The following is a 15,186-nucleotide window of genomic DNA, read 5'->3' as shown; positions in this document are numbered from 1 at the left end:
CCTACTGTGGTGTTAATCTGAAAGCGTGTCACAAGTGATGAAATGTGGCCGACATTCCGGCTAAGATGCTTCCCGTTTATTTTAACAAGGACAGGGAAGAAAGAATGAATCAGCCAGTAACGGTCTCTTTAGCTACGCTTAAAACACAGTTATTAAACCTGAATGCCAACAACGACAAGCCGTTTATTCTTCAGGAAGAGGGCAATGAAATCGTTGCCACATGGAATATTGTGGATGCCAAATGGCAGGAAATTTTAGGCAAAGCAGGTCTGAAGAAACAGTACGAGCTACGGCTGTTTTTCGATGAACGCAAAAAACAGGTTCGCTATCGCGAGACATCCACCGACGTGGAATGGAATGCTAATGCTGGCGGTTTTACGTTTGGCAAGTCAGCGCATCTCGGTAAGCGACTGGAATTCTCTACGGGTAGTGCCTGGGGCGTCAAAGAAGATGGCAGCGTGGGCAAAATTTATGGTTATACATTTGTCTCAACAGAAATAATGGATCCCGTCTTCGACATCGTCCGTAATGCCGGTTGGCAGGTACAGGGCATTCTGGCAGACAAGAAAAAAAGAAAATATGTTGTCGCAGGCGTCATTGGCGCAATATTGCTCGCCGTCGTGGGTATCGCTTCAATCCTCTTCGTTTCGTTGGGCGGAGTAAAAGAGGCTGCCCGTGTGGAAATCGATCTGCTGCGCAATGAGCAATATGGTGAAGCCTGGCGGGCGAGCGCCCATGCTATTCAGCGGAAAATGACGGAAGAGGAATTTATTCAGGCGACGAAAGCCATTAACTTCTCTGAAATTGACGATTATTCATTTAATAGCATTAGCGTTGCCGACAATGTCGGAACCTTGTCGGGCAAAGTCACGTTCAGGAATGGCGCGCCGGGGGTGATTACCGTCACTATGTACAAAGAAAACGAACAGTGGAAACTGGCCGGGGTTTCCGTCAATTAAAAGCGTTCCGGTTTTCTTTCTGCGGGAAGAAAACCGGAATGATTGAGGGTAAGTATTAAACCATTCCCAACGCCCGTTTGCCGTGAATATTCAAATCATTCAGCGTAAAGCGGCCTTCCCAGTTCATTTCATAATCTTCACGTGGGAAATCTCCCGGGGATGCGCCTTTCTCCAGGGCGGCTCTTACCGTGTGCGCGTACGCCAGATTCTTTTCGCACATGGGCGCGGCGGGAATATACATCACGTTTCCCCAGCCCTGCTGGTTTTCGACCGGGGCGACAGCGTGGATTACGTCGCAATGCCACCAGACGGAGTCCCCGGCTTCGAGTTGCGGAATACTGGTCAGCGCCTCCATCAACAGCGGATGCCACTGTTCTGACACGGGCAGTACCCTGCCGGGCGCCACGCCGCACAGTTCATCGTCTGGTACATCGTCCAGCAGCGGACGCAGCAGGAGATATGCCATCGCTTCAGGAATGGGGACCACATGCAGTAAACCTTGACCAGGAAGCATATCGGACAACGCTGTCCAGCCCTGGAAGGTGCGGAAGACCGAGCATTTTGTGGTGTTATCGACGGTATATTCTTCCACGTCGGTACGGTATGCCGCATCCCACGGATCGTATTTCGCCAGATTACCGTTAAACACGTTGGCGAAGACGCGCTGATAAGCCGGGAGCAGCCAGCGTTCCAGTGCGCCGGAATCGGTATGCGCGCCAAGCCCTTTCGACGTGGTTCCCGGTGGACGACGACGAATGCGGTCCGGATAAATCACGCTGACGTCCGGGTCAAACCACTGCTTACCGTCACGGGCAAATGTCCACAGCCGGTTAAGGAAAGACTGAACGTTTGCCATCTCTTCACTTTGTCGGGCCTGCATCTGCGCCTGAGACCAGTAGATCGGAAAGATCTCCGGGCGGGAGGCGGACAGCGTCCCGAAGAAGTTGTCCCCCGGACCTTTATACACGTCATCAAAGTGATTGCGGTCGAGGTAGTTGAGCATGGACTGATCCCAGTCAAGCGCCTGCTGACGAGGGAAATGGCCTTTAATTACCGCGCAACCGCGCCGTTTGATGAGTTCGCGCTGCTCTGCCGTGATCTTGCCCGCGTTGAGGTCCGTATATGTCAACTCAGGCCAGACTGCTGCTCCCCGCGCTTTAAGGTCGTTGATCTCGGCTACCCGGGTAGCGAGGGCATCACTCAATTGATTAAAGAGTCGTTGTACGTCACCCAGCTGCGCGCGCAGTTCTTTTTTCATCTGGCGGATCGCCGCTTTGTGATCGACAGGTAACGTCTCGCTTGTAAATGTAAAGGCCATAACTACCTCGCATAGCTTTCATTCGAAACTAATTTAAATTACAAGTGACACTATAAGTTATAAATAAGTTAATGCAAGTTTAAAAAAATTGAATGCTTAGGGTGACGCTGGAGAACCGGAGCGCAGGGCTCCGGCATGTGGGATCAGGCGTTGAAAGGGGAGGTATTGTCCAGAACGGCCTGAATGACGTTTAGCGCGCCCTGATGGTTATTGTCATCGGTGCGGTAGCGGGAGAGGGCTTTGATGCTGTCGGCGGCATTGGCCATGGCAAAGGAATAGCCCGCCATTTTGAGCATTTCGGCATCGTTACCGCTGTCGCCTATCGCCACCACGTTTTTTGGCGACAGCGCCCAGCGTTTCAGCAGGCGGGAGATACCGTTGGCTTTATGCAAACCAGGAATAATTAAATCAATAAAGCCAAAACCGCTGGTCACTGGCTTCATTATGCCGTCAAGCGAGGTATGTAACGCATCCATCACCAGAGGGATCTGCTCGTCCGCCAGGTTCAGCGAAAACTTGAACAGCACGTCGTCAATGTCGTGATAGTCCTTAACTGGCTTCAGGCGATGGTAATGTTTTGACATTAAAGCGACAAACTCTTCGGGGGCGTTTTCACTTACATAAGCGCTTTGCAGACCGCAGGCCACAAAGTTGAGTTGCTTATCTTTCAGCAGTTCGCCGATCACAATGCGTGATTCGTGACGGGTCAGTTCGCCATGAAAAAGCTGCTTGCCATGCTCAAACACCAGCGCGCCGTTTTCGGCCACGAAACTGATTTCATCCTTGAGTTCAGGAAAGAAAGAGATGAGCTGGTAATACTGATTGCCGCTGGCGACGACAAACTCAATATTACGTTTTTTGAGTTCCTGATACTGGGCCATAAAGCGGATACGATCGTACTTTTTGGCGTCATCAAGAAACGTACCGTCCATATCGGTGACGATAACGTTGACTGTCATATAAGTGCTCCTGGCTCAAAACTGCGACCAGAAACATTTTAATAACAATGTGACCGAAACCACAAATTTATTTCGAATGAAAGCAACAGGCCGGAGAAGCGCAAGCCGCTCCGGCGACAGAGGGATAAGGCCGGACGGCAACGCTTACGCGTATTCTCCGGCCAGAAGCGCATTACAACATATGCTCGGTACGGGCGATGATATCGTCCTGCGCATCCGGTGAGAGGGCGGTAAAGAAGGCGGAATAGCCAGCCACTCGCACCACCAGATCGCGATACTGATCCGGATGTTTCTTCGCCTCCAGCAGCGTTTCACGGGAGACAATGTTGTACTGAATATGCCAGCCCTTGTGATCCTCAAAGAAGGTACGCAGCAGGATCATCAGCTTCTGCTTGTCGGATTCATTCTCCAGCGTGGCTGGATTCAGCTTCTGGTTCAGCAATACGCCGCCAAGAATCGAACCGGTCGGCAGCTTACCGACGGAGCCAATCACCGCGGTTGGCCCAAGGTGGTCGGTACCGGAGGCCGGGCTTGCCCCTTCCGCCAGCGGCGTATGGGCTTTTCGGCCATCCGGAGTTGCCATCGTCGCCGCGCCAAACGGCACATTTGCGGAAATAGATGACGTCCCTGCGTAATAGTTACCGCCAACCGGGCCGCGTCCATAGCGTGGGTTATGGTATTGCTTCAGTTCGTCGATATAGGTCTGATAGGCGCGTGCCAGCAGGGTATCGACGGAATCATCATCGTTACCGTATTTCGGCGCGCCGTTGATTAAACGCTGGCGCAGTTGCTCGTGGGTCAGGCCATCGAAATCCGCCGCCAGCGCCGCCGCCAACTGTTGTTGACCAATTACGCCTTGTTCAAACACCAGTTTTTTCACCGCCGCCAGGCTGTTGCCGAGGTTGGCAATGCCCACCTGTAAACCGGACACCCAGTCATACTTCGCGCCGCCCTGCTTGATGCTTTTCGCGCGTTCGATACAGTCATCCACCAGCGCTGAACAGAGGATATCGTGCACATTCTCCTCCAGCATGGTGTCGACAACGTACTCAATTTCGATCGATTTACGCGTGTAGTAACGAATCTGGGTATCCCAGGCCGCCATCACATCGTCGAAATCCGTGAAGTTACCGGCAGAGAGCGCTTTTTCCTGCGGCAGGAACACCTTGCCGCTGGTGGCGTCGCGGCCGCCTTCCAGCGCCGCCAGCATGACGCGGGCAAAATTGATGAAGCTCATTCCGGTGCAGCGATAGCCCCATTTGCCGCCAACGGCGGTTTCGATGCAGCCAATCGCCGCGTAATCGTAGGCGTCCTGCGGTTCAATACCGAGCTTAATGAATTCAGGAATGACAATTTCATCATTGTTAAAGGCGGGCATCCCGAATCCGCAGCGGATCACCTGCACGCAGGCATCGAGGAAGTCGTTGCTCATTCCGGCGTGATAACGCACGCTCAGATTCGGCTGGGTAGAGCGCAGACGACCGCAGGATTCCAGAATGGCATAAGAGAGCGGGTTCACCGCATCCATCGGCTGGCCGTTAACCAGATTCCGACCGCCAATGGTCACGTTCTGGTACAGCGGGCTGCCCGCCGAGGCTTTAGAGTGCGAGCCGGAGCGGATCTTGTTCACCTCCAGCAGCTTGAGCCAGCAACTGTGCAGCAGCTCGATGGCATGCTCGCGATCCAGGCTCTGGTCCAGCTCCACGTCGCGGCGGTAATACGGATAAAGGTACTGATCCATACGGCCAAACGAGACGGAGTGACCGTTAGACTCAATTTGCAGAATCAGTTGAATGAAGTAGCACAGCTGGAGCGCCTGCCAGAACGTTTGCGGCGGCTGATGGGCGATGACGTCGCAGTTCTCCGCCATCGTCAGTAGCTCCGTGCGGCGGCTCTCGCGGGTTTCTTCACTGGCCATTTTACGCGCCAGCTCAGCGAAACGCGCGATATGATCGCTGACGGCAACCAGCACGATATCAATGGCTTTCAGGAACTGTTCGCCGTGCAGATCGTCAAGGACGGTGAGGTTAATGCGTGAACGACGTTCCGCCACTTTGTCACGCAGACCGTCGAGCCCTTTTTCCAGAAGCAGCGGGAAATTCACCGCCAGATGCGCGTCGCCGGAGGTCATATTGCCTTCGGCTTTGATGATGCCGGTTTCCAGCAGCGCTTTTTGTTCATCGGTAAACATCCCGTAGCAGCGATCCTGTACGGTCTGGCCTCGCCACCACGGGCAGACTTCATGCAGCACGCGCTTATTCTCTTCGCTGACTGCGAAGCCCGCGCCCGGTCTGTCCGCCAGGTCGTCAATTTCTTTTTCAATCCACGAGACGGTATATTCCGGGAAGATCGGCGCGGCGCGCACTTCGCTCGCCTGGTTGCCGATGATCAGCTCGTCGTGCTTGATCCAGATGGTGCGTTCCGCCAGGTGGTGCGCCAGCGCCAGCGCGCGGCGTACCGGAATCGGTTTGTCGAGATGCTGTTTGTACATTTCGGTATAGTGCTGTGCGCGTTCGGTACATACCGGCGGTTTAACGATATGCACCAGCGCGGTTTTGTGCGCTTTAATGCGTTCGCTGAGCGTGTCCAGTTTCAGTTGCGTCATAGGGCTATCCTCGTAAAGTCGCGGTTATACCTTTCGCGCAGGCGTACTGCTGCGCATAGGCAAGCAGTTCTGGCGCATCCAGCGGTTTTTCCGGCGCGTTGTAGGGTTGATTGAGTAAGTGATATTTGTTGATGCCCAGCGTGTGATAGGGCAGAAAATGAATTTCGCGAACGCGCAGCGTGTCGGCGGCAAAATCGGTGATGGCTTCGATCGCTTCTTTGTCGGCGTTAAATCCCTGAATCAATGGGACGCGGATAATCATCTGTTTACCCGCCGCCGCGACCCGCTTCAGGTTGCCCAGCACCCGCGCGGCGCTGCCATCGGTCCACTGTTTGAACGGCGCCTCGGCGACGTGCTTCAAATCGGCGAGGAATAAATCAACGTATTCCAGCGAAGGCGCAATGTACTTCCACGGGACATGCAGGCAGGTTTCAACTGCGGTATGGATCCCTGCTTCATGGCTGGCTTTCAACAGCGAAGCGGCAAGAGCCGGTTGCATAAAGGGTTCGCCGCCGGAAAGGGTGATGCCGCCGCCGCTGCGATCGTAAAAGGGTTTGTCGCGCAGCACGGTAGCCATAATGTCGTCCACGTTCTGTTCTTCGCCACAAACCGTCAGAGCCTGAGTCGGACAGCAATCGTTCAGCGCGGCGATCTGTTTTTCGGTAAGATTTTCACGGTGGATTACAAGGCCATTCAGCGCGCGTTCGATCACGGCTGGCGCAGCCTGGGCGCACAGCTGGCAGCCCTCCAGACACAGGCGCGGATCAAACAGCAGATCCGGCGTGCGCGACCGGCTTTCCGGATTCTGGCACCAGCGACAGCCCAGCGAGCAGCCCTTCAGGAACACGACGGTGCGGATGCCGGGACCATCGTGGGTTGAATAACGCTGAATATTAAAAATCATAACCGGCCTCATTTGTTTCGTATAAAGATTAAAATACTTTCGAATGAAAGTTATATTGACGTGTATCAACTAACATGGCGGTTTTACCGTGGTATCTTGGTTTTAAGCTAACGATCAGTTTGAGGAATAGGTATGGAACTTTATCTGGATACTTCCGACGTTGAGGCCGTTAAGGCACTGGCGCGGATTTTCCCTCTCGCGGGCGTGACCACCAACCCGAGTATTGTCGCCGCAGGCAAAAAACCGCTGGAGGTGTTGCTGCCTGAATTACGTGATGCGATGGGCGGTCAAGGGCGTCTGTTTGCCCAGGTGATGGCGACGACGGCGGAAGGGATGGTCAGCGATGCGCGCAAGCTGCGTGGGATCATTGCGGATATCGTGGTCAAAGTTCCGGTAACGGCGGAAGGACTGGCGGCGATTAAATTGCTGAAAGCGGAAGGCATTCCGACCCTCGGCACGGCAGTGTACGGCGCGGCGCAAGGGCTTCTCTCCGCCCTGGCGGGGGCAGAGTATGTCGCGCCATACGTTAACCGCATGGATGCGCAGGGAGGGGATGGGATCCAGACCGTGACCGATCTCCAGAACCTGCTGAAAATGCACGCTCCTCAGGCGAAAGTGTTGGCGGCGAGCTTTAAAACCCCGCGTCAGGCGCTGGATTGCCTGCTGGCAGGCTGTGAGTCGATCACCCTGCCGTTGGACGTTGCGCAGCAGTTGATCAGCTATCCGGCAGTGGATGCCGCCGTCGCCAAATTTGAGCACGACTGGCAGAGCGCGTTTGGTCGTACCTCAATCTGATCCCAGGCCGGGTAGGGCGTAAGCCTTATCCGGCCTCATAGCAGTCCGGTCCAGACAAACATGCGCATGGCGCGCCAGCGTTACAGCGCGACGTTTTCCTAACGCTCGAGTCCCTGTGCGCCAGTGGGTCGTCACCGGGACGTATGTTATTTCCCGCACACTTCGCAGGTTGGATTGCGCATCAGTTTCATTTCGCGAAACTGGCAGGTCATCGCGTCGTAGATGACAATTTTGCCGCGTGCGGGCTGTCCATAACGCGCCAGCAGTTTTATTGCCTCCATTGCCTGTAGCGAGCCAATCACGCCAATCAGCGGCGCCATGACGCCCGCTTCGACGCAGGTGAGGGCGTTTTCGCCAAACAGGCGGCTCAGACAGCGATAGCAGGGTTCGCCTTCCTGATAGGTAAAGACGCTGATCTGACCCTCCATGCGGATTGCCGCGCCGGATACCAGGGGAACCCTGGCGGCAAAGCAGCCCGCGTTGAGCTGGTTGCGAACGGCGACATTATCGGTACAGTCCAGCACCAGATCGTGTTTAGCGATAAGCGCGCTAAGCGCTGTGTCATCCAGCAGAGCGTTGATCGGCGTAATCGTAATGTGTGGATTAATCCGTTGCAGCGCCTCCCGCGCAGACTCAACTTTAGCCTGCCCGATCGTCGCGTCGCTGTGCAGGGTCTGACGCTGTAGGTTGGACAACGACACGGTATCGAAATCCAGTAGCGTCAGTTGTCCGACGCCTGCGCTTGCCAGATATTGCGAGGCGGCGCAACCGAGTCCGCCGAGCCCGACAATCAGTACTCTGGCCGCCTTCAGCGCTTCCTGACCGTCAAAATCGAAGCCGCGCAGGATGATTTGCCGGTTGTAGCGCAGCATCTCCTGGTCGCTGAGTTCCGCCATTACAGGCCCCCAAACAGTGCGTTAAACGGCTCGACGTCCACCCATTCGCCGGCCTCCACATTCCCGCGCTCGCGCTCCAGCACAATGAAGCAATTTCCCTGACTGAAGGAGCTAAAAATATGCGAGCCCTGGTGTCCCGTCGTACTCACTTCCAGCTCGCCGTTCGCGTTGCGCTGTAACACGCCGCGCTGGAAGTCGAGACGTCCCGGCGTTTTTTTCAGACGCGAGGCGGTGCGGACCCGCTGACGGGGCGGTAAGCCGCTGGCGTTGTTACCGCTCAGTTTCGCCAGCAACGGTTGCACCAGTTGGTAAAACGTCAGCGCTGCGGAGACAGGGTTGCCCGGCAGGCCACAGAACCAGCTGTTGCTAAGCTGACCGAACGCGAACGGTTTGCCTGGCTTGATCGCCAGCTTCCAGAAAGCGATCTCGCCGAGTTCTTCCAGAATGGTTTTGGTGTAATCCGCTTCGCCAACCGATACGCCGCCGGAACTGATAACCACGTCGGCCTGGCTGTCGGCTTCAATAAACGCCGCGCGCAGGGCGTTCGGGTCGTCGCGAATAATCCCGAGATTGATCACCTCACAACCCAGTTGTTCCAGCATCAGGTGCACCGCCAGGCGGTTGGTGTCATAAATTTGCCCCTCGCCGAGCGGCTGACCCGGCAGCTGCAGTTCATCCCCCGTGGAAAACAGCGCAACGCGCACTTTACGCACCACCTGTACCCCGGCAATGCCGAGCGACGCCAATACCGGCAGCTCTGCGGTGGTCAGGCGCGTACCGACAGGAAATACCACCGCGTTTTGGCTGATATCTTCTCCGCGACGGCGAATATTTTGCCCGGCGCGAACGTCAGCGGTAAACCGAATACCGCTGTCCGTTTGTTCGGTGTGCTCCTGCATTACCACCGCCTCACAGCCTGCGGGAACCGGCGCGCCGGTCATAATGCGAATGCAGCTTCCGGCGGGCCAGTCACCGTCAAACGGCTGACCGGCAAAGGCTTTACCGGCGACGGGCAGGGGGTGCCCGGCAGCGAGGTCGGCGAGGCGTACCGCGTAACCGTCCATTGCGGAATTATCAAAGCCCGGCACGTCCAGCGGCGAGACCACATCGGTGGCCAGAATGCGACCAAAGCACTGCACCAGCGGCAGTGTCTCAACGGCGGTAAGCGGGGTCACACGCGACAGCATATTGGTAAGCGCCGTTTCCAGCGGCATCAGTCCGGCGGTAAATTCCATGAAAACACTCCTGCGGGGCAAACTCGAATCCGTCTATTATGTCAGAAAATGGCGGGGGACTGTATGCTCCCTCGGACGTAGCCTGCATCCTGAACCTTTACATGCCAAACGCATCTTTCTATATTCAAAAATCGAATCAATAACTCTACGAAATTCTGATATTTGTAGAAGACGGATGATAATCATGGGCAAAGCAGTCATTGCAATTCACGGCGGCGCTGGCGCTATCTCGCGCGCACAGATGAGCCACGAGCAGGAGTTACGCTATATCCAGGCATTGTCTGACATCGTAGCGGTCGGACAAACGATGCTGGAAGCAGGAGAAAGCGCACTGGATGTGGTGACGGAGGCCGTGCGGTTGCTTGAAGAGTGTCCGCTGTTTAACGCGGGCATCGGCGCGGTATACACCCGCGACGCCACCCATGAACTGGATGCCTGCGTCATGGACGGTAACACCCTGAAAGCCGGGGCGGTGGCGGGCGTCAGTCATCTGCGTAATCCCATTCTCGCCGCCAGGCTGGTGATGGAACACAGTCCCCATGTCATGATGATTGGTCCTGGCGCGGAAGCATTTGCTGTCGGACTGGGGATGGCGCGTGTCTCCCCGGAAATTTTCTCGACGCCGGCACGTCTGGAACAGCTTCTGGCCGCGCGCGCCAGCGGTGAAACGCGGCTCGACCATAACGCCGCGCCGTTGGATGAAAGTAAAAAAATGGGCACCGTTGGCGCGGTGGCGCTCGATTTACAAGGTAACCTGGCGGCGGCAACCTCGACGGGCGGCATGACCAATAAACTGCCAGGACGCGTGGGCGACAGCCCGCTGGTCGGCGCGGGCTGCTATGCCAATAATGCCAGTGTGGCGGTGTCCTGTACCGGCACCGGGGAAGTGTTTATTCGCACGCTGGCCGCCTATGACATTGCCGCGTTGATGGAGTACGGCGGCCTGAGTTTATCCGAAGCCTGCGAGCGCGTGGTGATGGAGAAATTACCGGCGTTGGGCGGCAGCGGAGGGCTGATCGCCGTTGATCATGAAGGGAATGTCGCGTTGCCCTTTAACAGTGAAGGCATGTATCGCGCCTGGGGCTACGCGGGCGATACACCAACCACCGGAATCTACCGGGAACAAGGGGATACCGTTGCCACACAGTGATGAGCTTGCCGCCAGCGATGTACTGGCGGTCAGCAAACTGACCGTTGCCTTTCGGCACGAGCAGCAGCGCGTCGAGGCGGTGCGGGATCTGTCGTTTCGCCTCAAGCGCGGCGAGACGCTGGCGATTGTCGGCGAATCCGGATCGGGAAAATCGGTAACCGCGCTGTCGCTGATGCGGCTGCTTGAGCAGTCCGGCGGAGAAGCGCACAGTGAGCAGATGCTGCTGCGCCGACGAAACCGCGACGTGATTGAGCTGGGCGAGCAAAGCGCCTCGCAGCTGCAGCGCATTCGCGGCGCCGATATCGCGATGATTTTTCAGGAGCCGATGACCTCCCTCAACCCGGTGTTTACCGTAGGCGAGCAGATCGCCGAGTCGATCCGTCTGCATCAGGGGCTAGGGCGGGAAGAGGCGATGGCGGAAGCTAAACGCATGCTCGATCAGGTTCGCATTCCTGAAGCAAACGCGATTCTGTCGCGCTATCCCCATCAACTTTCCGGCGGGATGCGCCAGCGGGTTATGATCGCGATGGCGCTCTCCTGTCGTCCGGCGGTGTTGATCGCCGACGAACCGACAACCGCGCTGGATGTCACTATACAGGCGCAGATCCTGCGCCTGATCAAGGTGTTGCAGCAGGAGATGTCGATGGGGGTGATTTTCATCACGCACGATATGGGCGTGGTGGCCGATGTCGCCGACCGCGTACTGGTGATGTATCAGGGCCAGGCGGTAGAAACCGGCGATGTTCAGCATATTTTCCGTGCGCCGCAGCATCCCTATACCCGGACGCTCCTGGCGGCAGTACCGACACTGGGCGCGATGCAAGGGTTGCCTTATCCGCGCCGCTTCCCGCTCATTTCCCATGACGAACCGGATACCTGCGAGCCGCCGACGGATCAGAATACGGTGGTGGACGGCGAGCCAATATTGCAGGTGCGCAATCTGGTTACCCGTTTTCCCCTGCGTAGCGGCATCCTGAACCGCGTGACGCGGGAAGTACATGCGGTTGAAGACGTCAGCTTCGATCTCTGGCCGGGCGAAACCCTGTCGCTGGTGGGGGAGTCCGGCTGCGGTAAATCCACTACCGGACGGGCGTTGCTTCGGCTGGTGGAAAGCCAGTCCGGCGAGATTATTTTTCAGGGGCAGCGTATAGATAACCTGCCTGCCCGCAAGCTGCAGTCTTTGCGGCGTGATATTCAGTTCATCTTTCAGGATCCTTATGCCTCGCTCGATCCCCGCCAGACCGTAGGGTATTCCATTGGGGAACCGCTAAGAGTACATGGGGTGCTTGAGGGGGACGCGGCGGCAAAAAGAGTGGCGTGGCTGCTGGAACGGGTTGGGTTGCGCGCCGAGCACGCCTGGCGCTATCCGCATGAGTTCTCTGGCGGACAGCGCCAGCGTATCTGCATTGCCCGCGCGCTGGCGCTGAACCCGAAGGTGATCATCGCCGATGAGGCGGTTTCGGCGCTGGACGTCTCGATTCGTGGTCAGATTATTAATCTGCTGCTCGACTTACAGCGGGAAATGGGCATTGCTTATCTGTTTATTTCGCATGATATGGCGGTGGTGGAGCGCATCAGCCACCGCGTCGCGGTCATGAACAGGGGGCGTATTGTGGAGATAGGGCCGCGCGCAGCGCTGTTTGAACATCCGCATCATCCCTACACGCGCAAGCTGATGGCGGCGGTTCCGGTGGCTGACCCCGGGCGGCAACGACCGCAACGCGTGTTGTTATCGGACGAACTTCCCAGCAATATTTATCGACGCGGGGAGAGGGTGACGCCTGTTTCATTGCAGTTAGTCGGGCCAGGGCACTATGTCGCACGTCCGCAACAAGAAAATGCGCTTTCGCGCTTATAACAATCAGGCAGGGTACAGGAGAAAAATTATGACAACATTCGTTCCCCGGCAGTGGCTATTGGCTCTCGGCGCGGCCTCCGTACTGGCCGCCACGCCCGCGTTCGCGGCGAAAGACGTCGTGGTGGCGGTAGGTTCCAATTTCACCACGCTCGATCCTTACGATGCGAATGACACCTTATCGCAGGCGGTCGCTAAATCTTTTTACCAGGGGCTGTTTGGACTGGATAAAGAGATGAAGCTGAAAAACGTGCTGGCGGAAAGCTACACCGTTTCCGACGACGGCCTGGTGTATACCCTAAAACTGCGTCAGGGCGTGAAGTTCCAGGACGGGAGCGACTTTAACGCCGACGCGGTGAAAGCGAACCTCGATCGCGCCAGCAACCCGGATAACCGACTTAAACGTTATAACCTGTATAAAAATATCGCTAAAACGGAAGTGGTTGATCCCGCGACCGTAAAAATTACCCTGAAGCAGCCTTTCTCGGCGTTTATCAACATTCTGGCGCATCCGGCAACCGCGATGATTTCGCCGAAAGCGCTGGAAAAATATGGCAAAGAGATCGGCTTTCATCCGGTCGGGACCGGGCCTTACACGCTTGAAACGTGGAACCAAACCGATTATGTGAAGGTGAAAAAATTCCCCGGTTACTGGCAAAAAGGGTTACCGAAGCTCGATACCATTACCTGGCGTCCGGTAACTGACAACAATACCCGCGCGGCGATGCTGCAAACCGGCGAAGCGCAGTTTGCGTTTCCTGTTCCTTACGAGCAGGCCGCTCTGCTAGAGAAAAACAAAAATCTGCAACTGGTGGCCAGCCCGTCGATCATGCAGCGTTATATCAGCATGAACGTGACGCAAAAACCGTTTGATGATCCGAAAGTGCGTGAGGCGTTGAACTACGCCATTAACCGCCAGGCGTTGGTGAAGGTGGCGTTTGCTGGCTATGCGACCCCGGCGACCGGAGTGGTACCGCCGTCCATTGCCGGGGCGCAAACCTACACGCCGTGGCCTTACGATCCGGCAAAAGCGCGTGAACTGCTGAAAGAGGCCGGATACCCGAACGGCTTTAGCACCACGCTGTGGGCCTCGCACAATCACAGTACCGCCCAGAAAGTGCTGCAGTTTACTCAGCAGCAACTGGCGCAGGTGGGCGTTAAGGTTCAGGTGACGGCAATGGACGCCGGACAGCGCGCAGCGGAAGTGGAAGGTAAGGGGCAGAAAGAGAGCGGGGTGAGGATGTTTTACACCGGCTGGTCGGCTTCTACCGGCGAAGCGGACTGGGCGTTGTCGCCGCTGTTTGCCTCGCAAAACTGGCCGCCGACGCTGTTTAACACCGCCTTTTACAGCAATCAACAGGTAGACCGCGATCTGGCGCAGGCGTTGAAAACCACCGACCCGCAGGAGAAGGCGCGGCTGTATAAAGAGGCGCAGGATATCCTCTGGCAGGCGTCGCCGTGGATCCCGCTGGTGGTAGAAAAACTGGTCTCGGCGCACAACAAAAAGCTGACTGGCTTCTGGATTATGCCGGATACGGGCTTCAGCTTTGACGACGCCGACTTGCAATAAGCCACCCCGGGAATCTGATGCTTAACTATATTCTCAAGCGTTTGTTGGGGTTGATTCCGACGCTGTTTATTGTGGCGGTGCTGGTTTTTTTATTCGTCCATCTGCTCCCCGGCGATCCGGCGCGGTTGATCGCCGGGCCGGAAGCCGACGCGCAGGTCATCGAACTGGTGCGTCAGCAACTGGGGCTTGACCAGCCGCTGCATGTCCAGTTCTGGCATTACATGACCAACGTGTTGCGCGGCGATTTTGGCCTTTCGATGGTCTCCAGGCGACCCGTTTCCGAGGAGATTGCCAGCCGTTTTATGCCTACGCTGTGGCTGACGCTCACCAGTATGGCGTGGGCGGTTCTGTTCGGCATGGCCGCGGGTATTGTCGCCGCTGTCTGGCGCAACCGCTGGCCCGATCGCCTCAGCATGACGCTCGCCGTTACCGGGATCTCCTTTCCGGCCTTTGCGCTGGGGATGCTGCTGATGCAGGTGTTTTCCGTCGGGCTGGGCTGGCTGCCGACCGTGGGGGCTGATAGCTGGCAGCACTATATTTTACCGTCAATCACCCTGGGCGCAGCGGTGGCGTCGGTGATGGCGCGCTTTACCCGCGCGTCCTTTGTCGATGTGTTAAGCGAAGATTACATGCGCACCGCGCGGGCGAAAGGGGTGAGTGAAACCTGGGTGGTGCTCAAGCACGGACTGCGCAACGCCATGATCCCGGTCGTCACCATGATGGGGCTGCAGTTTGGCTTTTTGCTCGGCGGTTCCATCGTGGTGGAGAAGGTCTTTAACTGGCCGGGGCTGGGGCGTCTGCTGGTGGATTCGGTGGAAATGCGGGATTACCCGGTGATACAGGCCGAAGTGCTGTTATTCTCGCTGGAGTTTATTCTTATCAACTTAGTGGTGGATGTGCTCTACGCAGCCATTAACCCGGCTATCAGGTACAAGTAAGG

12 protein-coding genes are annotated in these 15,186 nt (G+C 56.6%); 6 read left to right on the top strand and 6 right to left on the bottom strand.

Going from position 1 to position 15,186, the window contains the following annotated elements:
* The first annotated feature begins 44 nt into the window (after window positions 1–44).
* Window positions 45–959: a hypothetical protein gene (locus tag OGY07_RS17530; RefSeq protein WP_286602047.1), complete on the top strand. Its 915-nt coding sequence runs from the start codon at window positions 45–47 to the stop codon at window positions 957–959.
* A gap of 55 nt (window positions 960–1,014) precedes the next feature.
* Here the strand turns inward: OGY07_RS17530 and OGY07_RS17525 are convergent, their stop codons facing one another.
* The 4 genes from OGY07_RS17525 to OGY07_RS17510 all read right to left on the bottom strand — a co-directional run bounded on the left by OGY07_RS17525 (window position 1,015) and on the right by OGY07_RS17510 (window position 6,745).
* Complete coding sequence (locus OGY07_RS17525) at window positions 1,015–2,277, bottom strand: DUF1479 domain-containing protein (protein WP_181821692.1); 1,263 nt, start codon at window positions 2,275–2,277, stop codon at window positions 1,015–1,017.
* Window positions 2,278–2,420: 143 nt separating this feature from the next.
* Complete coding sequence (locus OGY07_RS17520) at window positions 2,421–3,236, bottom strand: Cof-type HAD-IIB family hydrolase (protein WP_286602044.1); 816 nt, start codon at window positions 3,234–3,236, stop codon at window positions 2,421–2,423.
* Between the two features lie 172 nt (window positions 3,237–3,408).
* Window positions 3,409–5,841: a formate C-acetyltransferase/glycerol dehydratase family glycyl radical enzyme gene (locus tag OGY07_RS17515; RefSeq protein ID WP_286602042.1), complete on the bottom strand. Its 2,433-nt coding sequence runs from the start codon at window positions 5,839–5,841 to the stop codon at window positions 3,409–3,411.
* Window positions 5,842–5,845: 4 nt separating this feature from the next.
* Window positions 5,846–6,745, bottom strand: a complete 900-nt coding sequence (locus OGY07_RS17510) for a glycyl-radical enzyme activating protein (RefSeq protein ID WP_286602040.1) — start codon at window positions 6,743–6,745, stop codon at window positions 5,846–5,848.
* 132 nt (window positions 6,746–6,877) lie between these two features.
* On the opposite strand from OGY07_RS17510, the gene fsa reads away from it, so the two are divergent.
* Window positions 6,878–7,540: a fructose-6-phosphate aldolase gene (gene fsa, locus OGY07_RS17505; RefSeq protein ID WP_060569896.1), complete on the top strand. Its 663-nt coding sequence runs from the start codon at window positions 6,878–6,880 to the stop codon at window positions 7,538–7,540.
* A 146-nt stretch (window positions 7,541–7,686) separates the two neighbouring features.
* Here fsa and moeB read toward each other — a convergent pair whose 3' ends face one another.
* Both moeB and moeA read right to left on the bottom strand, forming a co-directional pair.
* Window positions 7,687–8,436, bottom strand: a complete 750-nt coding sequence (moeB, locus tag OGY07_RS17500; protein ID WP_060569895.1) for a molybdopterin-synthase adenylyltransferase MoeB — start codon at window positions 8,434–8,436, stop codon at window positions 7,687–7,689.
* Window positions 8,436–9,671 carry a molybdopterin molybdotransferase MoeA gene (moeA, locus tag OGY07_RS17495; protein ID WP_199956358.1) on the bottom strand — a complete coding sequence of 412 codons (1,236 nt, stop codon included), beginning with the start codon at window positions 9,669–9,671 and terminating at the stop codon, window positions 8,436–8,438. Before moeA ends, moeB begins: the two co-directional genes overlap by 1 nt.
* Before the next feature lie 184 nt (window positions 9,672–9,855).
* On the opposite strand from moeA, the gene iaaA reads away from it, so the two are divergent.
* The 4 genes from iaaA to gsiC are packed head-to-tail and all read left to right on the top strand — an operon-like array spanning window position 9,856 to window position 15,184.
* Window positions 9,856–10,821, top strand: coding sequence for a beta-aspartyl-peptidase (gene iaaA / locus OGY07_RS17490; RefSeq protein WP_286602035.1), 966 nt, complete (start codon window positions 9,856–9,858; stop codon window positions 10,819–10,821).
* The gene (gene gsiA, locus OGY07_RS17485) at window positions 10,808–12,679 is read left to right on the top strand and encodes a glutathione ABC transporter ATP-binding protein GsiA (RefSeq protein WP_286602033.1); all 1,872 of its coding nucleotides are present in this window, start codon (window positions 10,808–10,810) and stop codon (window positions 12,677–12,679) included. The genes iaaA and gsiA overlap by 14 nt, the downstream gene beginning before the upstream one ends.
* A 28-nt stretch (window positions 12,680–12,707) precedes the next feature.
* A complete protein-coding gene (gene gsiB, locus OGY07_RS17480) occupies window positions 12,708–14,246 on the top strand; it encodes a glutathione ABC transporter substrate-binding protein GsiB (RefSeq protein WP_286602031.1) in 1,539 nt (512 codons plus the stop codon).
* A gap of 17 nt (window positions 14,247–14,263) precedes the next feature.
* Window positions 14,264–15,184, top strand: coding sequence for a glutathione ABC transporter permease GsiC (gene gsiC, locus OGY07_RS17475; protein WP_060569892.1), 921 nt, complete (start codon window positions 14,264–14,266; stop codon window positions 15,182–15,184).
* Window positions 15,185–15,186: the final 2 nt, after the last annotated feature.

This window comes from Citrobacter sp. Cs237 (assembly GCF_030332325.1).
Classification (GTDB): domain Bacteria; phylum Pseudomonadota; class Gammaproteobacteria; order Enterobacterales; family Enterobacteriaceae; genus Citrobacter_A; species Citrobacter_A sedlakii.
Note: the sequence above shows the minus strand (reverse complement) of the source record. Positions and strands in the feature narration are given on the sequence as shown.